Source organism: Geobacter hydrogenophilus (assembly GCF_018501225.1).
Taxonomy (GTDB): Bacteria; Desulfobacterota; Desulfuromonadia; order Geobacterales; family Geobacteraceae; genus Geobacter; species Geobacter hydrogenophilus.
The window spans coordinates 760,721-780,367 of sequence record NZ_JAHCZI010000001.1; the positions used below are offsets into that span (position 1 = coordinate 760,721).

Consider the following 19,647-nt stretch of genomic DNA (forward strand, 5'->3'; position numbering starts at 1 on the left):
CCCCCCTATGGAAATAAATTACCCTTTTACTTTAGCGATTATTTCTTCAGATACCGATTTCGGAACCTGCTCGTAGTGATCAAACGTCATGGTGTAGGTAGCACGTCCCTGCGTGGCAGAACGAAGATCAGTTGCATAGCCAAACATCTGCGCCAGCGGAACCATGGCACTTACCACTTGGGCACCGGCACGACCTTCCATGCCCATAATCCTTCCGCGACGAGAGTTGAGGTCACCGATGACATCACCCATATATTCTTCAGGAACAACAACCTCGACCGACATGATCGGCTCAAGGAGTACCGGCGAAGCCTTTGCCGCAGCCTCCTTGAACGCCATCGAGCCAGCGATTTTGAAGGCCATTTCGGAAGAGTCTACCTCGTGGTACGAACCGTCAACCAAGGCAACCTTAAAGTCAACACAGGGGAAACCAGCCAGCACACCCGTGTCCATAGCCTCCTGAATACCCTTATCGACAGCAGGGATATACTCGCGCGGCACAACGCCACCCTTGATGGCATCAACAAACTCGTATCCCTTGCCCGGCTCCTGCGGCTCCATCTCGATCCAGACATGACCATACTGACCACGGCCACCGGACTGACGCACGAATTTACCTTCAACCTTGACCTTTTTGGTCACAGTTTCACGATAGGCAACTTGCGGTTTACCAACATTAGCCTCAACCTTGAACTCACGCATGAGACGGTCAACAATAATCTCAAGATGAAGCTCACCCATACCAGAAATAATGGTCTGACCAGTTTCCTCATCGGTCCGGACACGGAACGAAGGGTCTTCGCTGGCAAGCTTTTGGAGACTGATGCCAAGCTTCTCCTGATCGGCCTTGGTCTTCGGCTCGATGGCAATCGCAATAACAGGCTCGGGGAACTCGATGGACTCAAGAATTACCGGCGCGTCCTCAGGACAGAGTGTATCGCCGGTTGTAGTGTACTTAAGACCTACAGCGGCAGCAATGTCACCAGCAAGAACTTCTTTGATTTCTTCACGCTTGTTTGCGTGCATCTTCAGAAGTCTACCGATCCGTTCCTTTTTACCCTTTGTGGAGTTGTATACATACGAGCCAGAATTGAGGACCCCGGAATAAACCCTAATAAAGCAGAGCTGACCAACAAAAGGGTCAGTCATAATTTTGAAGGCCAACGCCGAAAACGGCTCGCTGTCAGCAGCCTTACGCTCAATCTCGGCGCCAGAATCAGCATCAACACCCTTTATGGCCGGAATATCCACCGGAGAGGGAAGATATTCAACAACTGAGTCAAGGAGATTCTGAACGCCCTTATTTTTGAATGCAGACCCACAAATGACAGGGCATATCTGAATTGCAATAGTAGCATTGCGAATGGCAGCCCTAACCTCATCCACAGTGAGCTCTTCGCCGCCGAGATACTTCTCCATCAAGACATCGTCATGGGAAGAGATTTCCTCAACCATCTTCTCACGGTACTCTTGCGCAAGCTCCTGAAGATCAGCCGGAATCTCTTCTTCATGAAACTTCGCACCAAGAGATTCCTCGTCCCAGACAATCGCCTTCATCTCTACAAGGTCAATTACGCCCCTAAAGGTATCTTCTGCACCAATCGGCAACTGAATTGGCACCGGGTTGGCCTTGAGGCGGTCCCGAATCATAGAAACACCGCGAAAGAAGTCCGCACCAACGCGGTCCATTTTATTAACAAAAGCGATACGCGGAACACCATACTTATCTGCCTGACGCCACACCGTCTCAGACTGGGGCTCTACACCCCCAACCGAACAAAAGACAGCAACCGCACCGTCAAGCACACGCAGCGAACGCTCAACTTCAATAGTAAAGTCAACGTGGCCAGGCGTATCAATAATGTTTATACGATTATCGCCCCAGTTGCAGGTTGTCGCAGCGGACGTAATTGTAATTCCGCGCTCCTGCTCCTGCTCCATCCAGTCCATCGTGGCAGCGCCTTCATGCACCTCACCAATCTTGTGAGTTACGCCAGTATAATAGAGAATACGCTCTGTAGTTGTCGTCTTACCGGCGTCTATGTGCGCCATTATCCCGATGTTTCGGGTTTTTTCCAATGGTACAAGTCGTGCCACAAAATCCTCCAGTTACCCAAACTAACCTATCTAAAACTACCAGCGGTAGTGTGCAAACGCCCTGTTCGCCTCAGCCATCCGGTGCGTATCCTCACGCTTCTTAACCGCAGCACCACGATTGTTATAGGCATCAAGAATCTCGCCAGCAAGCTTATCCGTTACCGTCTTCTCAGAACGGTCATTGGCATACTTAACAAGCCAACGCATTGCAAGCGAAACTCGGCGATCAGCACGGACCTCAACAGGAACCTGATACGTTGAGCCACCAACCCGCCGTGACTTGACCTCAAGAGTCGGCTTAATATTATCAAGACACTTCTTAAGAACCTTAACCGCCTCTTCACCAGTCTTCTGAGAGACCACATCAAGCGCTCCATACAGCGCACGCTCGGCCGTACTCTTTTTTCCACCCAGCATAATAACGTTTACAAGCTTCGCAACAACCCTGTCGTTAAACTTGGGGTCAGGAAGAATAACCCGCTTCGCTACTTCTCTTCTTCTCGGCATATCACCCTCTCACCAAAGTCGATTACTTGGGCCGCTTGGCGCCATACTTGGAACGAGCCTGCTTCCGATCCTTCACACCAACAGAATCCAGCGTACCACGAACAATGTGATACCGAACACCAGGAAGGTCTTTAACCCGACCACCCCGAATAAGGACAACGGAGTGTTCCTGAAGATTATGCCCAACCCCCGGAATATAAGAACTAACCTCAATTCCATTTGTCAGACGAACCCTTGCAACCTTCCTCAACGCAGAGTTCGGCTTCTTAGGGGTTGTAGTATAGACCCGGGTACAGACACCACGCTTCTGAGGGCAACTCTTAAGCGCAGGGGAATTCGACTTTTCTTTCTTACTCTTCCTGCCGATGCGGATCAGCTGGTTAATCGTTGGCATACTCTGTTTCTCCCAATAACGGCTTCTCCAGGGGGTACTCGCCCTGCGGAAGCGACAAAGTTAGCAGCTACACAACACCTTGTCAAGATTTTTTTCATTACTTTCAATCTGACCGTGAGAGCTATTCTTCAATATCGTCAAGCATGTCATCTTCAGGATAATCCTCCTCAACTGCTGGAGGCACAACGGCAACCGGCTCCAGCAGTTCTGCCTGCTCAGCTACGAGTTTGAGGTTCCGATAACGTGACAAACCCGTTCCAGCAGGAATAAGCCGTCCCATAATGACGTTTTCCTTGAGCCCGCGAAGCTGATCCACCTTTCCCTCGATGGCTGCCTGGGTCAGCACCTTGGTCGTCTCTTGGAATGAGGCCGCAGAGATGAATGATTCCGTCGAGAGCGACGCCTTGGTGATGCCAAGCAGAAGCGGCTCGGCAATGGCAGGACGCCCCCCTTTTGCAAAAACCCGTTCGTTCTCTTCCTCGAAGACCCAGCGCTCGAGTTGGTCATCAATGAGCAAGGTAGTGTCCCCCACTTCCTTGATCCGAACCCTGCGGAGCATCTGGCGGACAATGGTCTCAATGTGCTTATCATTGATCTTGACGCCCTGGAGGCGGTAAACCTCCTGAACCTCATCGACCAAGTATTTGGCGAGTTCCTTGATACCCAATACCCGAAGAATGTCGTGGGGGTTGGAGGACCCGTCCATGAGGGGTTCGCCTGCCCGTACGTAGTCGTTCTCATGAACACTGATATGCTTGCCCTTGGGGATCAAATACTCTTTGGGCTCACCCAGCTCCGGAGTAACAATGACCTTGCGCTTCCCCTTGGCGTCCTTACCGAAGGTGACGACACCGTCAATCTCGGATATCACGGCGAAGTCCTTCGGCTTGCGAGCTTCGAAGAGCTCGGCAACCCGTGGGAGACCACCGGTGATATCTTTAGTCTTCGTCGTTTCGCGCGGAATCTTCGCAATAACATCACCGGCATTGACGAACGAGTCTTCCGCCACGGAAATGTTGGCGCCGACCGGCAGATAGTAACGACCGATGGTGCTGCCACCGGACGCGGATTCGGGATCCGACGCCTTGATGGCGATACGCGGCCGCTTGTCGGCATCCCTCGACTCAATGATAACCTTACGGGAAAGACCAGTCACCTCGTCCAGTTGCTCCTCCATGGTTACCCCTTCAACAATGTCGCCGAACTTGACGCGTCCAGCGACCTCGGTGAGGATCGGCATGGTATAGGGGTCCCACTCGGCGAGGGTTTCGCCTGGTTTCACAACCTGATCAGGGCCGAACTTGATCTTAGCGCCGTAGACAATGATGTACTTTTCACGCTCACGGCCAGTTTCGTCAACAATAGCCACCTCACCGTTACGGTTCATGACGATATGGTGTCCCTCAATATTGACTACGCTGTTTATGTTGATGAACTTAACCCGGCCTTCAGTCCTGGCTTCCAGCGAGGTCTGCTCTGCGTGTCGAGATGCCGTACCACCGATATGGAAGGTACGCATGGTCAGCTGGGTGCCCGGTTCGCCTATTGACTGGGCTGCAATGACGCCGACCGCTTCACCCATATTGACGATGTGCCCGCGGGCGAGGTCACGCCCATAACACTTGGCGCAGATGCCGCGCCTGCTCTGGCAGGTGAGCACGGAGCGGATCTTGACCCGTTCGATACCAGCATCTTCGATGCGCTTCACGAGCGTTTCATCGATTTCCAGGTTGGCAGGGACAAGCACATCACCAGTAACTGGATCGAGGATATCGTCAAGGGCGACGCGGCCGAGAATGCGGTCACCAATCTGCTCGATGACTTCGCCACCCTCGGTCAGGGATGAGACGGTAAGGCCATCGAGCGTACCGCAGTCCGCCTCGGTGATAATGGCGTCCTGAGCCACGTCAACCAGACGACGGGTAAGGTAGCCGGAGTTTGCGGTCTTGAGTGCCGTGTCGGCAAGACCCTTCCGAGCACCGTGCGTCGAGATGAAGTACTGAAGAACGTTCAGTCCCTCCCGGAAGTTGGCGGTGATGGGAGTCTCGATGATTTCGCCGGACGGCTTCGCCATGAGCCCCCGCATACCGGCCAGCTGACGGATCTGCTGGGCAGAACCCCGCGCGCCCGAGTCGGCCATCATGTGGATGGCGTTGAAGGAAGGAATCTTCACTTCCTGGCCATCAGGGGAGACGATCGTGTCCTTGGAAAGGTTGTCGAGCATCTGCTTGGCAATGTCTTCCGTGGCCTTGGCCCAGATGTCGATAACTTTGTTGTAGCGCTCCCCGTCGGTGATGAGGCCCTCGGTATACTGGTTCTGGATCTCCTTCACCTCGTCGTTGGCGCTGTCGATAATCGCGGACTTCCCTTCGGGGATCACCATATCATTCATGCAGATGGAAATACCCGCCAGGGTCGAGTAGCGGAATCCTGTCTCCTTGAGCCGGTCGGCCAGGATTACGGTCTCCTTGTTGCCGGCAAGGCGGTAGCAGACATCAATCAGGTTCACAAGCTCCTTCTTGCTCATGACCTTGTTGATGGAGGAGAAGGGGACCATTTCGGGAAGTATTTCGCGAAGCAGGATACGACCGACTGTCGTCTCGATGATGGACTGCTGCTCAGACGCATCGGAGAGAACGTTTTTCATCCGGACGCTGATACGTGCCTGGAGGTCCACCTCGCCGGCATCATACGCTATCCGCACTTCTTCCGGAGACGCGAAGACTTTCCCGTCCCCCTTGGCAAAATGACGCTCCCGGGTCATGTAGTAGATACCGAGAACCATATCCTGCGACGGCACGATGATCGGCTTGCCATGCGCTGGAGACAGGATGTTGTTGGTACTCATCATGAGCACCCGTGCCTCCACCTGGCTCTCGATGGAAAGAGGGAGGTGGACCGCCATCTGGTCGCCGTCGAAGTCAGCGTTAAAGGCGGTACAAACCAGGGGGTGTAGCTGGATGGCCTTCCCTTCGATCAGTACCGGCTCAAAAGCCTGGATGCCGAGGCGGTGGAGGGTAGGAGCGCGGTTCAGCATGACAGGATGCTCTTTGATGACCTCTTCAAGAACGTCCCAGACCTCCGGACGCTCCTTCTCCACCATCTTCTTAGCGCTCTTGATGGTGGTGACGAAACCCCGCTCCTCAAGCTTGTTGTAGATGAACGGCTTAAAGAGCTCCAGGGCCATCTTCTTGGGGAGACCGCACTGGTGGAGACGAAGCTCCGGTCCCACGACAATAACGGAACGGCCCGAGTAGTCGACCCGCTTGCCGAGGAGGTTCTGGCGGAAGCGGCCCGATTTCCCCTTGAGCATGTCGGAGAGTGACTTGAGGGGGCGCTTGTTGGGGCCTGCAATGGCACGGCCGCGGCGACCGTTGTCAAAGAGGGCGTCAACGGCTTCCTGCAGCATCCGCTTCTCGTTGCGTATGATAACCTCGGGAGCCTGCAGTTCCATGAGGCGCTTGAGACGGTTGTTCCGGTTGATCACGCGACGATAGAGGTCGTTGAGATCGCTCGTCGCAAAGCGTCCGCCGTCGAGGGGGACCAGGGGACGCAACTCGGGCGGAAGGACCGGGATACACTCAAGGATCATCCACTCGGGACGGTTGCCGGACTCCTTGAAGGCCTCCACAACCTTGAGCCGCTTGGCGGTCTTCTTCCGCTTCGCCTCGCTCGTTGCCTCGACCATCTCTTGGCGAAGCTGTTCCGCAAGCTGATCCAGATCGATTGCCTTGAGGCAGTCTCGGATGGCTGCTGCCCCCATACCTGCCTCGAACTGGTAATTGTGCTCCTCAAGGGCCTTCAGGTAGCGGTCTTCGGAGAGCACCTCGGCCATGGCCATTCCGGTGTTCTTCGGATCGGTAACCGCATAGGCCTCGAAGTAGAGAACCTTCTCAAGGTCTTTCAACGATATGTCAAGCAGGTTCCCGATTCGCGAGGGAAGCGACTTGAGGAACCAGATGTGGGCAACGGGAGTGGCAAGATCGATATGCCCCAGGCGCTCGCGACGAACCTTTGAGGGGATGACCTCGACGCCACACTTTTCGCAGACGATGCCGCGGTGCTTCATGCGCTTGTACTTGCCGCAGTTGCATTCGTAGTCCTTGGTTGGGCCAAAGATTTTCGCGCAGAACAGACCATCGCGCTCCGGCTTAAAGGTCCGGTAGTTGATGGTTTCAGGTTTCTTTACCTCGCCGAACGAACGCTCCCGAATCTTCTCCGGTGAAGAAACGGAGATGCGGATCGCCGAGAAGTGGAGGGGGTCCTTCGGTTTATCGAAAAAGCTGAAAAAATCTTCCAATGTCTAATCCTCCTCTGTTTAGGAGTGGCTGCTGCTCATGTGATCGTTCAGGCGGTCAACGTTTCGGAAGACCGACACTAATCTTCGTCGCCTTCCAGGAGTTCCACGTCGAGACACAGCGACTGGAGCTCCTTTATCAGGACGTTGAACGACTCCGGGAGTCCCGGCTCGAGGGTATGCTTTCCTTTGACAATGGCCTCGTACATGCGCGTACGGCCTGCCACGTCATCGGACTTCACCGTCAGGAATTCCTGGAGGGCATAGGCGGCGCCGTATGCCTCCATGGCCCAGACCTCCATTTCACCGAGACGCTGGCCACCAAACTGAGCCTTTCCGCCCAGAGGCTGCTGGGTAACGAGGCTGTAGGGACCGATGGACCGGGCGTGGATCTTGTCGTCAACCAGGTGATGGAGCTTGAGGACGTACATAACCCCGACCGTGACCTTGTGCTTGAAGGGTTCTCCGGTCTTGCCGTCGAAAAGTCTGACCTGGGCGGTCTCGTCGAAACCGGCCTTGTCGAGCATGCTCCGAATCTGCTCCTCCGAAGCCCCCTCAAAGACGGGCGACGCCATCGGAACTCCCCGCTGGAGGCGCTTGGCGACGTTTATCAGTTCCTCCTCATTGAGGGAGTCGAGGAACGCATTCATTTCCTTGGTGCCGTAAACCTTCTGGAGATACTCCTTGATCGTGGCAGACGGGGAATGCTTCTCCAGCATTTCCTCGATCTTCCAGCCGATCCCCTTGGCAGCCCATCCCAGATGGGTTTCGAGGATCTGCCCCACGTTCATACGGGAAGGAACACCCAGGGGATTCAGCACGATCTCGACGGGACGGCCATCCTCCATGTACGGCATGTCTTCCTCAGGGAGGATACGGGACACAACACCCTTGTTACCGTGGCGACCGGCCATCTTGTCGCCGACCTGAAGCTTGCGCTTGATGGCAATGTAAACCTTGACCATCTTGATTACGCCCGGGGGAAGGTCATCGCCCCGCTTCAGCTTCTGGACCTTATCGTCAAAGACATATTTTATGATATCAATCTGCTGCTGGAGCGTAGCAAGGATCGCGGCGACTTTCTCCTCGACCCCCTCCCCGCCACTGACGGAAATCTCATCCCACCGGTCTAGGGGGATTGCCGTGAGGGCCTCTTCCGTGATGGCGGCATCCTTGGCGATGACCGTCTTGCCGTTTTTGTCCTCCACCTTCACGGCAGCGGTCTTGCCGACCAGGAGCTTTTTCAGCTTGCCGACAGCAGAATCACGGATAATCCGGATTTCGTCCTGCTCGTCCTTGCGAAGCTTTTCCTCCTCCATGCGCTCAATCATCTCGGTACGGGAGTCTTTGTCGTTCCCTTTGCGGGAAAAGACCTTGGCGCCGATGACGGTCCCCTCGACCCCCGGCGGAACGCGCAGGGAGGTGTCGCGAACATCTCCGGCTTTTTCGCCGAAGATGGCCCGGAGAAGCTTCTCCTCCGGCGAGAGCTGGGTCTCGCCCTTCGGCGTGATCTTCCCGACCATGATGTCACCCGGCTTGACTTCAGCGCCAATCCGGATGATGCCTGACTCGTCCAGGTCCTTGAGGGTTTCCTCGCCCAGGTTCGGGATATCGGAGGTTATCTCTTCCTTGCCGAGTTTGGTGTCGCGGGCAACGCACTCGAACTCCTCGATATGGATCGAGGTATAACGGTCGTCCTTGGTGAGCTTCTCGGAAATAAGGATCGAGTCTTCGAAGTTGTAGCCACCCCAGGGCATGAAGGCGACGACAACGTTCTGCCCCAGAGCCAGTTCGCCCATGTCGGTGGACGGGCCGTCGGCAATGACATCGCCCCGTTTCACATGGTCGCCAACCTTGACCACCGGCCGCTGGTTGATGCACGTGTTCTGGTTGGAGCGGGCAAACTTGATGAGGTTATAGATATCGACGCCGGTGCCGGTCTCGTCATACTCGTCCTCGTCGATCTTGACGACGATGCGGGACGCATCTACCGATTCGACGACGCCGGTGTGTCGCGCCACAACCGAAACGCCCGAATCCTTGGCGACAACCCGCTCCATGCCGGTGCCGACCAGCGGAGAATCGGCCTTCAGGAGCGGTACTGCCTGACGTTGCATGTTGGAGCCCATGAGGGCGCGGTTGGCGTCGTCGTTCTCAAGGAACGGAATAAGCGATGCTGCGACGGAAACAAGCTGCATCGGAGCCACGTCCATGAGCTCCAGTTCGTCCCGATGCACGAGGAGGAACTCGCCCGACTTACGGGCAGAGACATAATCGTTCACAAAGCGGCCATCGGCATCCATCTCGGCGTTGGCCTGGGCAATGGCATGCCCCTCCTCCTCAAGGGCGGAGAAGAACTTCACCTCGGTGGTGACCTTCCCCTCACTCACGATCCGGTACGGCGTCTCCACAAAGCCGTGCTCGTTGATCCGGGCGTAGGTGGAAAGCGACGCAATAAGACCGATATTCGGACCTTCAGGAGTCTCGATCGGACAGACCCGGCCGTAGTGGGTGGGGTGAACGTCACGGACTTCGAAGCCGGCCCGCTCGCGGGTGAGGCCACCTGGTCCGAGGGCAGAGAGGCGCCGCTTGTGGGTAACCTCGGAAAGGGGGTTTGTCTGGTCCATGAACTGGGAGAGTTGCGATGAGCCGAAAAACTCTTTGACCACGGCCGAAACCGGCTTGGAGTTGATCAGGTCGTGGGGCATCAGGTTCTCGACTTCTTGCAGGCTCATCCGCTCCTTGATGGCCCGCTCCATGCGGACGAGACCGATGCGGTACTGGTTTTCCAGCAACTCGCCCACAGCCCGCACCCGCCGGTTGCCCAGATGGTCGATATCGTCGATGGTCCCTCGACCGTTTTTCAGGTCAATGAGATACCGGACCACCTCGAGGATATCCTCCTTGGTGAGCACCTGGCAGTCAAGGGGAACGCCGAGTCCCAGCTTGTAGTTGAGCTTGAGCCGTCCCACGGCCGAGAGATCGTAACGCTCCGCATTGAAAAAGAGGTTGTCGAAAAGTGCCTGGGCGCTCTTGAGAGTCGGGGGATCACCGGGACGAAGGCGACGATAGATCTCGATGAGCGCGTCGTCAGTAGTGTTTATTTTATCGACGAGCAGTGTGTCCCGCAGCGAGGATGTCACATGGAGGTTGTCGATAAAAAGGACCTTGAACTCCGAAATGCCCCGTGCCTTGATCTCGTCAAGCTTAGCCGGGGAGATCTCCTCGTTGCACTCTACCAGCACTTCGCCGGTGGCGGGGTCAACAATATCGGTGGAAGCGAACTTTCCACAGAGCTCTTCGGCTTTAATGGGAATCTCAGTGATGCCGTGCTCCGTCATCTTGCGGATTGCCGCCTTGGTGAACTTTCTGTTCGCCTTGATGATGACTTCACCCGTCTTGGCATCAACGATATCGGAAGAGGTTTTCTGGGTTGTCAGAAGCTCGGCGTCAGCCTTCTTCCACATCCGCTCCCCGTCGAGGCCGATTTCCTCGCTCCGGTAATAGAAGTTGAGAAGCTCCTCCGCACTATTGCCAAGGGCCTTAAGGAGGACCGTTGCCGGCATCTTGCGGCGACGGTCGATCCGGACATAGAGAATGTCCTTGTGGTCGAACTCGAAATCGAGCCACGAGCCACGGTAAGGGATCACCCGGGCGGAATAGAGGACCTTGCCGCTGGAATGGGTCTTGCCCTTGTCATGGTCGTAGAAAACACCGGGAGAGCGGTGAAGCTGGCTCACGATAACACGTTCGGTACCGTTTATGATGAACGTGCCGTTCTCGGTCATGAGCGGGATCTCGCCGAAGTAGACCTCCTGCTCCTTGATATCCCGAATAGAACGGACGCCAGTATCCTTGTTCACGTCCCAAACGACGAGGCGCACCTTCACCTTCATGGGGGCGGCGAAGGTCATCCCGCGCTGGTGGCATTCTTCAACATCGTACTTCGGTGTGCCGAGGCTATAGGAAACATACTCAAGCGAAGCGGTATCGCTGAAGTCCTTAATTGGGAAAACACTTTTGAATACAGCTTCGAGCCCGCTGTTCTTGCGTGCTTCGGGGGGGGTGTCAATCTGCAGGAAACGCTTATAGGAATTTTTTTGAATATCAATAAGATTGGGGATGTCAATGATTTTCTTGATCTTGGCGAAATTCTGGCGTAGAAGCTGGTTATTCGCAATTGAATAAGCCATGTTTTCTCCTTTGGCGAGGCTCATGAAGCCTCTAACCCCCTGGATTTAGCGCCTTCTCCGATATTACCCGGAGCCAGCGGATACGAATTCGGAACTAAAATAGAAGAGCCAAGGCCGCATGGAGCGGCCTTGGCTGATGTGCTGACGCAGTAGACTCGAGCCTTACTTGATCTCGACTTCAGCGCCGGACTCAACGAGTTGCTTCTTGGCGTCCTCGGCCTCTTCCTTGGAAACGCCGGTCTTGACGGGCTTCGGAGCGCCGTCGACCAGATCCTTGGCTTCCTTGAGGCCAAGACCGGTGAGGGCACGGACAACCTTGATGACGCCGATTTTGTTGGCACCGGCACTCTTGAGGATGATGTCAAACTCGGTCTTCTCTTCAGCAGCCTCGGCGGCAGCGGCCGGCGCAGCGGCAGCGGCAACGGCGACCGGCGCAGCGGCGGAGACACCGAACTTCTCTTCGAGTTCTTTCACGAGCTCAGAGAGCTCAAGAACAGTCATATTCTCAATGAAGCTGACGACATCGGCTTTGGTGATTTCTGCCATTTCTGTATTCCTCCGTTAATAACGTTCTTTGTTGATATGACGGAAGGACTAGTTGCCTTCCTTTTGGATTTTGATTGCATTGAGTGCACGAACAAAACTTCCCGGAACTGCTGCCAGCACGCCAACAAAGTTGGCAACCGGAGCATTGATGGTTCCAAGCAGTTTCGCAATAAGTACTTCACGGCTCGGCAGATCGGCCAATGCCTGTATATCGCTGACCGAAATCTGCTTGCCGGACAGCACGGCAGCCTTAAGCTTAAAGGTGTTGGCCTGGGTTTTGGCAAACTTTGACAGTACCTTGGCAGCTGCGACCGGATCATCATAGCTGAGCGCAATGGCGGTCGGCCCGGCGTAGTGGGGAGTGAGCGATTCCTTGTCGGTCTCCTTGGACGCAAGCTCCAGCAACGTGTTCTTGGCAACCTTGTACTCAACTGCAGCTGCACGAAGTTCATTTCTCAGAGTCGTTGCCTGCTCCACGTTCATACCGCGGAAATCGGCGAGAAACACTGCTTTGGCCCGCTTGAGCTTATCGTGCAGTTCCGCTACCTGTTGTTGCTTGTTTTCTCTATTCAAGCGCCTTCCTCCTTTCTGTTCGGGTTGAGGGCCGAAGCCCCAGCCAAAGTCAGAAAGTGCGGGGTTTGGTACTTTCCTGTGACTACCACAAGTCTCGGCAGGCTGCCTGCGCCATTAAGCCCGGCATGCTACCCGGGCACCTGCTGTCTTTGACTTTGGCTTTATATACCTAATGCTCAGACAAGCTTCGACTGGACGTCTGCGATATCCAGATTCAGGCCCGGTCCCATGGTGGAAGAGAGGCTGATCTTTTTGATGTAGGTACCCTTGGCTGCAGACGGCTTCGCCTTAACGAGCGCCTCCACAAGCGCAAGAAGGTTTTCCTTGAGCTTGTCGGCATCAAACGATGCCTTACCGACCGGTGCATGGACAATACCGGCCTTCTCGACCCGGAATTCGACCTTACCGGCCTTGGACTCCTTTACCGCACGGCCCACATCGAACGTGACCGTGCCGACCTTCGGGTTCGGCATGAGCCCGCGGGGACCAAGAAGCTTACCGATCTTGCCGACAACACCCATCATGTCGGGAGTCGCGATGGCGGTGTCGAAGTCGAACCACCCCTCCTGGATTTTGGCAACGAGGTCTTCGGCGCCCACATGGTCAGCACCGGCGTCACGGGCCTCCTTCTCCTTTTCGCCCTTGGCGAAAACGAGCACCCGGACGTCCTTACCGAGACCATTCGGCAGAACTACTGCGCCACGAACCATCTGATCGGCATGGCGGGGGTCAACGCCCAACCGAACAGCGACCTCCACGGTCTCGTCAAATTTGGCGTAGGCTACCGACTTGACGCTCTCTATACCTTCAACGAGGGGGTAGGTCCGGCTTCGGTCTATCTTCGCCAGGGCTTCCCTATGCTTCTTCGCTGTCTTCGGCATCTCTCAATCCACCCTTTCTCTATTGAACAATTTCAACGCCCATGCTGCGGGCGGTCCCTTCGACCGATCTCATGGCAGCTTCAAGCGACGCAGCGTTCATGTCGGGCATCTTCTTGACGGCGATCTCTTTCACCTGCTCCGCAGTCAACTTTCCGACCTTGTTCTTGTTCGGCACACTGGAACCGCTCTCAATCCCGATCGCCTTCTTGATGAGAACCGACATGGGCGGCACTTTAGTGATAAAACTGAACGAACGATCTGCGTAGACAGTGATGACAACGGGAGTAATAGTCCCCTCGTCGCCCTGGGTCTTGGCATTGAACGCCTTGCAGAACTCCATGATATTGACACCATGCTGGCCCAGAGCCGGACCGATCGGGGGCGAAGGGTTTGCTTTGCCCGCCGGAATCTGCAGCTTGATGTATCCCGTGATCTTCTTTGCCATTGCCGTGCTCCTTGTTCTTCTCCTCAGAGAAGGATATACCGTTTATCTGACAGAGGGTTAACCCCTACTGTTTTTCCACCTGCATGAACTCAAGCTCCACAGGAGTAGCGCGTCCGAAAATGCTGACCATAACCCTGAGTTTACCCTTGTCAGGCTTCACATCTTCCACAACTCCGGTAAAGTTAAGGAACGGACCATCCACCACCCGGACCGTCTCTCCAACCTCGAATTGGACCTTGGGCCGCGGCTTCTCAGCACCCTCTTCCATCCTGCGGGTGATCTTCGCAACCTCTTCGTCAGGTATGGCAAAGGGGTTATTCCCCCCGACAAATCCAGTAACCTTGGAAGTCTCCTTCACTACATGCCATGTCTCATCGCTCAACTCCATGTTGACAAGGATATAGCCAGGGAAAAACTTGCGGGAGGACGTCTTTTTCTCCCCTTTTTTCAACTCCACCACTGTTTCTGACGGAATAAGAATCTCGCCGAAGGACTCCTCCAAGCCAAGGTTCTTTATTCGCTCAGAAAGGGAGAGTCTTACTTTATTTTCAAATCCGGAGTACGTATGAACCCCGTACCACTTTTTTGCCATAGTAGTTTGCGTCCTTTAGCCAAGGATAAGGCGCATCAGCTTCGCCAGAATCACGTCACATGCCCCGAGATAGATGGAGATAATGACTACGATAGCCACCACGACCCACGTCGTTGAGATGGTCTCTTTGCGGGTAGGCCAAGTCACCTTGCCCAACTCGGCCTTCACTTCTGTGAGAAAATCTTTGGCTTTTGCGATCACGTAAGAACCCCGGGATGGATAAAAAATGGCAGGCCAGGAGGGATTCGAACCCCCAACATCCGGTTTTGGAGACCGGCGCTCTAGCCGTTAGAGCTACTGGCCTGCGTCCGCTGGAACTGCACATAGCAGCCCCAAACCTGTGACCGTGGTTACTTGGTTTCCTTGTGGACGGTATGGGTACGACAGAAGCGACAATACTTTTTAAACTCAAGCTTCTGCGGAGTATTCTTCTTATTCTTAGTGGTCGTATAGTTCCTCTGCTTGCACTCGGCGCAAGCAAGAGTAATAATGTCTCTCATTGGCTTAACCCTTCATAGTAAAGAATGCGAGCAGACCTAGGCCTGCTCGCGAAATTTCCAGCAATGATTATTCGATAATGGAGCTGACAACACCGGCGCCGACAGTACGCCCACCCTCACGGATAGCGAACCGCAGACCTTCGTCCATGGCGATCGGGGTGATCAGGTTAACCGTTACGGCTACGTTGTCGCCAGGCATGACCATTTCGGTCCCTGCGGGAAGGTCTACTATGCCGGTCACGTCGGTGGTCCGGAAGTAGAACTGCGGACGATAGCCGTTGAAGAACGGTGTGTGGCGCCCGCCTTCTTCCTTGGTCAGGATGTAGGCCTCGGCCTTGAACTTGGTGTGCGGGGTGATGCTCCCCGGCTTCGCCAGCACCTGGCCACGCTCGATGTCTTCACGCTTCACGCCACGGAGCAGAGCGCCGATGTTGTCGCCGGCACGCCCTTCGTCGAGGAGCTTGCGGAACATTTCTACACCGGTGACGGTGGTCTTGGTGGTCGTCTTGATGCCAACGATCTCGACTTCCTCGCCCACCTTGACGATGCCCCGCTCAACCCGACCGGTGGCAACGGTACCGCGACCGGAGATGGAGAAGACGTCTTCGACGGGCATCAGGAACGGCTTGTCGATGGCGCGCTCGGGCTCGGGAATATAGGAGTCGACGGCCTCCATGAGCTTGACGATGGATTCGGAGCCGAGCTCGTCCTTGTCGCCATTAAGGGCCTTGAGGGCGGAACCCTTGATGATGGGAATGTCGTCGCCCGGGAAATCATAGGAGGAGAGCAGTTCGCGAATCTCCAGTTCGACGAGCTCAAGGAGCTCTTCGTCATCGACCATGTCAGCCTTGTTAAGGAACACGACGATGTACGGAACCCCTACCTGACGGGCAAGCAGGATGTGCTCGCGGGTCTGGGGCATGGGGCCGTCGGCGGCGGAGACAACGAGAATCGCGCCGTCCATCTGAGCCGCACCGGTGATCATGTTCTTGACGTAGTCGGCGTGGCCGGGGCAGTCAACGTGAGCATAGTGACGCTTTTCGGTCTCATACTCGACGTGCGAGGTGGCGATGGTGATACCACGCTCACGCTCCTCAGGGGCGTTGTCGATCTGATCAAAGCCCTTGAATTCGGCCTGGCCGCGCTCTGCCAGAACCCGCGTGATGGCGGCGGTCAGCGTGGTCTTGCCATGGTCAACGTGACCAATCGTCCCTATGTTGACGTGCGGTTTTGTTCTCTCGAATTTTGCCTTTGCCATGTAGGATTCCTCCCGGACAATCTATTTTGAGAATTACTTCTCGCTAAAAACGAAAAAAATGGAGCCCACAACCGGATTCGAACCGGTGACCTCTTCCTTACCAAGGAAGTGCTCTACCTACTGAGCTATGTGGGCATGACGCAAAGTATGGAGCGGGAAACGGGACTCGAACCCGCGACCCTCAGCTTGGAAGGCTGACGCTCTAGCCAACTGAGCTATTCCCGCCGAACCGCTCTGAAGCTTTTTGAAGCCCCGCAGCGTCACCGCCCCCAGTACCAACGGCATCAAGGCCTCCTGGGGCACGCCTACGTCACAAGACTTCCGAAGATTGTATGGTGGAGGGAGGAGGATTCGAACCTCCGAAGTCGTACGACGACAGATTTACAGTCTGTTCCCTTTGGCCGCTCGGGAATCCCTCCAGACGGAGATGCGAGTATCAAATGGAGCTGGCGACAGGACTTGAACCCGCAACCTGCTGATTACAAGTCAGCTGCTCTACCAGTTGAGCTACGCCAGCGCGAAAAAATCTATACATGCATTTTATTGCACGGTCAAGCTTTTTAGCACAAAGAAGACACTCTATATAAACCACTGAATAATGCATGTCAAGTCAAATAATCCAACCATCCCCTTTTCACATCAGATACCACCGTCTTTTCCTAGAAGGGAAGCAGGTCCTTGTTCCGCAGGGTTTCCACCATCAGGCGCGCCGTTCCCGCCGGATCGGCTTCGCCGTCTCCGATAATTTGCCCTGTGGCGCGCTCCGGAGAAAATATGCGACTAACCCACGTCGGAGACCCCTTAAGTCCAACGGTTGCTGGATCAAGCCTGAGCACCTCGTTGTTCCACATAGTCACCGGCGAGTCAGCAGCCTCTATGCGCATCGGAACGGCAGGATATCGCGGTCGGTTGATTTCCCGAACAACCGTCAACATGGCTGGCAGTCGTGCCTCCACCATTTCGTAGCGCCCCTCAAGCTTTCGCCGCACCCTGATTCTACGGGTACCGAGATCAAGCTCCTCGACCCGATCGACCAGCGTCAACTGGGTAAACCCGAGCCGTGTGGCGATCCCTGGCCCTACTTGAGCGGTATCGCCGTCAATGGTCTGCTTTCCGCATATCACGAGGACGACCTCCTCCTTTTCACCCAGACGGCTGATGGCAGAAGAGAGGACTTTACTGGTCGCCAGGGTGTCAGCCCCACCAAACGACCGGTCAGAGAGTAGAATTGCCTCGTCGACCCCGAGGGCTATCGCCTTGCGAATGGTTGCCTCGGCATTGGGGGGCCCCATGGAGATGGCCGCAACCCGCAGGCCATAACGGTCCCTGAGACAAAGGCTCTCTTCCAGGGCATGGGTGTCATAGGGATTTACTATGAATGGAATCCCTTCACGCACCAGCGTGTTGGTAACGGGATCAATCTGAACCTGTGTCGTGTCGGGTACTTGCTTGATACAGCATACGACAAGCATGGCGCCCTCCTCCCCGGGGACAGCACGCCCCCTGCATAGGACTAAATTAATTAAATCGCATCCGTGTCCGGAGTCAAGGGCGGCGCTTGCCACCTCTCGGCGCACTGCGGCTTTTTTCCCCCCGCCGGACCTCCCCAAGGAGTTCGGCAGCCGCTTCCTCGCGGCCACAGACTCGAAGTGCCTCAAGAACGTTGCACCGCTCTTCGGGCTGATGCCACAGAAGCAGTGCCTTCTGGAGCCGTTTCTCCCGGTCGCTCCGCGCCACAGAGACTTTTCGCCCGGAGAAGGGATCGATACCCGTATGGTACATGCAGGTGGCAAGGGTTCCGGGGGTAGGTGTAAAGTCCTGCACCTGGTCTACCCGCATGTTGTGGCGCTTGAGAAACAGGGCCAGTTCCACCATGTGATCAAGAGTACACCCCGGATGCCCCGACATCAGGTAGGGAATCACGTACTGTTTTCGCCCCAGGCGCATACTTTCATCCCTGAAGCGGGCAAGAAAGCGCTCGAATGCCTCCTTCCCCGGTTTACGCATCAGATCGGTGACCACATCCACCGTATGCTCCGGAGCTACCTTGAGGAGTCCGCCCACATGGTGGGCTAACAGCTCGCCAAAGTACGCCGGTTGCCGCTCGAGAAGGTCATAGCGGATGCCCGACGACACTGCCACGTGCCTCACTCCCGGAATCGCTCTCACCCGCCTGAGGAGGGTAGCCGCCCGTCGGTCATGGGTGACAAGATGTCGGCAGACCGACGGGAAGAGGCAGCTTTCACGTCGGCAGCTATTCCCTGCATCAGGGCTGCCACAGCGCAGGCCGTACATGTTGGCTGTCGGCCCGCCCACGTCGCTGACACTCCCGCGAAACCAAGGCATCTTCACCATTCGCCCGATTTCCTCCGTAACTGAGCGCTCGCTTCGCGACTGGATAAACTTTCCCTGGTGGTGGGTTATGGCACAGAAGGCGCAGCCGCCGAAGCAGCCGCGATGCGTGGTGATGGATGACTTGATCTGGTCATAGGCGGGGATTGGCTCTTTGTATGACGGATGGAGCGCCCGGGCGAAAGGAAGTGCATAGACAGCGTCTATCTCCGCTTCGGAGAGTGGAGCGGCAGGGGGATTACAAACGAGCAGGCGATCGCCGTGGCGCTGAGCAAGGGTCTTGCCGCCACCGGGATTCATTTCCTGCGTGACGAGTCTGAAGGCTTCGGCATAGCGACGTGGATCAGCCATCACCTCCTCGCAGGAGGGAAGCACTACCGCGCCGGAAGGCACGTCTCCCCGGGCCGCATACGCCGTCCCCGGAATATCGGTAAGCTGCGCGAGGGGCTCTCCGCCGCTCAGCCGCTCGGCCAACTCCAGGATAGGGCGCTCTCCCATGCCGAACACGAGGAGGTCAGCCTTGGCGTCAAAGAGAATGGAGCGACGGACCTTGTCTTCCCAATAGTCGTAGTGGGCAAAACGACGAAGCGAGGCCTCGATGCCGCCTACAACCACCGGTACGTCCTTGAATGCTTCCTTGAGTCGAGAGGTATAGACAATGGTGGCCCGGTTGGGCCGGGCGCCATGGCGGCCCCCAGGGGTATAGGCGTCGTCATGGCGCAATTTCTTGAGGGGGGTATAGTGGGCGACCATGGAATCCATGGCGCCGGCAGAGACGGCAAAGAAGAGACGAGGGCGCCCCAGAGCCATGAACGGCTCCCGGGAGCGCCAATCGGGCTGGGCAATGATCCCGACCCTGAAGCCGCGGGATTCGAGCCATCGGGCCAGAAGCGGAACACCAAAGGCCGGGTGGTCGATGTAGGCATCACCGGTAACGAAAACGACGTCGAGTTCGTGCCACCCCCGTTTCAATGCCTCGGCTCTTGTGGTTGGAAGAAACGGCATAGATACC

The 19,647-nt window shown here is 55.9% G+C and carries 16 protein-coding genes and 5 tRNA genes; all 21 read right to left on the reverse strand.

Going from position 1 to position 19,647, the window contains the following annotated elements; genetic code table 11:
- Positions 1 to 18 precede the first annotated feature (18 nt).
- Entirely contained in the window at positions 19 to 2,097 is a 2,079-nt protein-coding gene (gene fusA, locus KI811_RS03440; protein ID WP_214185081.1) for an elongation factor G, read from the reverse strand.
- Positions 2,098 to 2,133: 36 nt separating this feature from the next.
- Positions 2,134 to 2,604 carry a 30S ribosomal protein S7 gene (rpsG, locus tag KI811_RS03445; protein ID WP_214185085.1) on the reverse strand — a complete coding sequence of 157 codons (471 nt, stop codon included), beginning with the start codon at positions 2,602 to 2,604 and terminating at the stop codon, positions 2,134 to 2,136.
- A 22-nt stretch (positions 2,605 to 2,626) separates the two neighbouring features.
- Positions 2,627 to 2,998 carry a 30S ribosomal protein S12 gene (gene rpsL / locus KI811_RS03450; RefSeq protein ID WP_011365696.1) on the reverse strand — a complete coding sequence of 124 codons (372 nt, stop codon included), beginning with the start codon at positions 2,996 to 2,998 and terminating at the stop codon, positions 2,627 to 2,629.
- A 121-nt stretch (positions 2,999 to 3,119) separates the two neighbouring features.
- On the reverse strand, positions 3,120 to 7,298 hold the full coding sequence (gene rpoC / locus KI811_RS03455) for a DNA-directed RNA polymerase subunit beta' (RefSeq protein ID WP_214185086.1): 4,179 nt from the start codon (positions 7,296 to 7,298) through the stop codon (positions 3,120 to 3,122).
- Between the two features lie 77 nt (positions 7,299 to 7,375).
- Positions 7,376 to 11,488, reverse strand: coding sequence for a DNA-directed RNA polymerase subunit beta (gene rpoB, locus KI811_RS03460; protein ID WP_214185089.1), 4,113 nt, complete (start codon positions 11,486 to 11,488; stop codon positions 7,376 to 7,378).
- 162 nt (positions 11,489 to 11,650) lie between these two features.
- Positions 11,651 to 12,034 (reverse strand): 50S ribosomal protein L7/L12, encoded by a 384-nt coding sequence (gene rplL / locus KI811_RS03465; RefSeq protein WP_214185091.1) that lies wholly within the window; start codon positions 12,032 to 12,034, stop codon positions 11,651 to 11,653.
- Positions 12,035 to 12,082: 48 nt separating this feature from the next.
- A complete protein-coding gene (rplJ, locus tag KI811_RS03470) occupies positions 12,083 to 12,607 on the reverse strand; it encodes a 50S ribosomal protein L10 (RefSeq protein WP_214185093.1) in 525 nt (174 codons plus the stop codon).
- A gap of 176 nt (positions 12,608 to 12,783) precedes the next feature.
- Positions 12,784 to 13,488, reverse strand: coding sequence for a 50S ribosomal protein L1 (rplA, locus tag KI811_RS03475; RefSeq protein ID WP_004514632.1), 705 nt, complete (start codon positions 13,486 to 13,488; stop codon positions 12,784 to 12,786).
- A 19-nt stretch (positions 13,489 to 13,507) separates the two neighbouring features.
- Positions 13,508 to 13,933, reverse strand: a complete 426-nt coding sequence (rplK, locus tag KI811_RS03480; RefSeq protein ID WP_214185094.1) for a 50S ribosomal protein L11 — start codon at positions 13,931 to 13,933, stop codon at positions 13,508 to 13,510.
- Between the two features lie 64 nt (positions 13,934 to 13,997).
- Entirely contained in the window at positions 13,998 to 14,525 is a 528-nt protein-coding gene (gene nusG / locus KI811_RS03485) for a transcription termination/antitermination protein NusG (protein ID WP_004514630.1), read from the reverse strand.
- 15 nt (positions 14,526 to 14,540) lie between these two features.
- Positions 14,541 to 14,726 carry a preprotein translocase subunit SecE gene (gene secE / locus KI811_RS03490; RefSeq protein ID WP_004514629.1) on the reverse strand — a complete coding sequence of 62 codons (186 nt, stop codon included), beginning with the start codon at positions 14,724 to 14,726 and terminating at the stop codon, positions 14,541 to 14,543.
- Between the two features lie 26 nt (positions 14,727 to 14,752).
- Positions 14,753 to 14,829, reverse strand: a tRNA-Trp gene (locus tag KI811_RS03495).
- A gap of 46 nt (positions 14,830 to 14,875) precedes the next feature.
- Positions 14,876 to 15,025, reverse strand: coding sequence for a 50S ribosomal protein L33 (gene rpmG / locus KI811_RS03500; protein ID WP_214185096.1), 150 nt, complete (start codon positions 15,023 to 15,025; stop codon positions 14,876 to 14,878).
- 67 nt (positions 15,026 to 15,092) lie between these two features.
- A complete protein-coding gene (tuf, locus tag KI811_RS03505; protein ID WP_214185080.1) occupies positions 15,093 to 16,283 on the reverse strand; it encodes an elongation factor Tu in 1,191 nt (396 codons plus the stop codon).
- On the reverse strand, positions 16,238 to 16,387 hold the full coding sequence (gene cas5 / locus KI811_RS18945) for a CRISPR-associated protein Cas5 (protein ID WP_148206089.1): 150 nt from the start codon (positions 16,385 to 16,387) through the stop codon (positions 16,238 to 16,240). The genes tuf and cas5 overlap by 46 nt, the downstream gene beginning before the upstream one ends.
- Positions 16,343 to 16,418 (reverse strand) — tRNA-Thr (locus KI811_RS03515). Before KI811_RS03515 ends, cas5 begins: the two co-directional genes overlap by 45 nt.
- Before the next feature lie 13 nt (positions 16,419 to 16,431).
- Positions 16,432 to 16,508 (reverse strand) — tRNA-Gly (locus tag KI811_RS03520).
- Between the two features lie 108 nt (positions 16,509 to 16,616).
- Positions 16,617 to 16,702: transfer RNA gene (locus KI811_RS03525), tRNA-Tyr, on the reverse strand.
- Positions 16,703 to 16,724: 22 nt separating this feature from the next.
- Positions 16,725 to 16,800: transfer RNA gene (locus KI811_RS03530), tRNA-Thr, on the reverse strand.
- A 142-nt stretch (positions 16,801 to 16,942) separates the two neighbouring features.
- Complete coding sequence (locus tag KI811_RS03535; RefSeq protein ID WP_214185097.1) at positions 16,943 to 17,755, reverse strand: electron transfer flavoprotein subunit beta/FixA family protein; 813 nt, start codon at positions 17,753 to 17,755, stop codon at positions 16,943 to 16,945.
- A 73-nt stretch (positions 17,756 to 17,828) separates the two neighbouring features.
- Positions 17,829 to 19,640 carry a YgiQ family radical SAM protein gene (locus tag KI811_RS03540; protein WP_214185098.1) on the reverse strand — a complete coding sequence of 604 codons (1,812 nt, stop codon included), beginning with the start codon at positions 19,638 to 19,640 and terminating at the stop codon, positions 17,829 to 17,831.
- Positions 19,641 to 19,647: the final 7 nt, after the last annotated feature.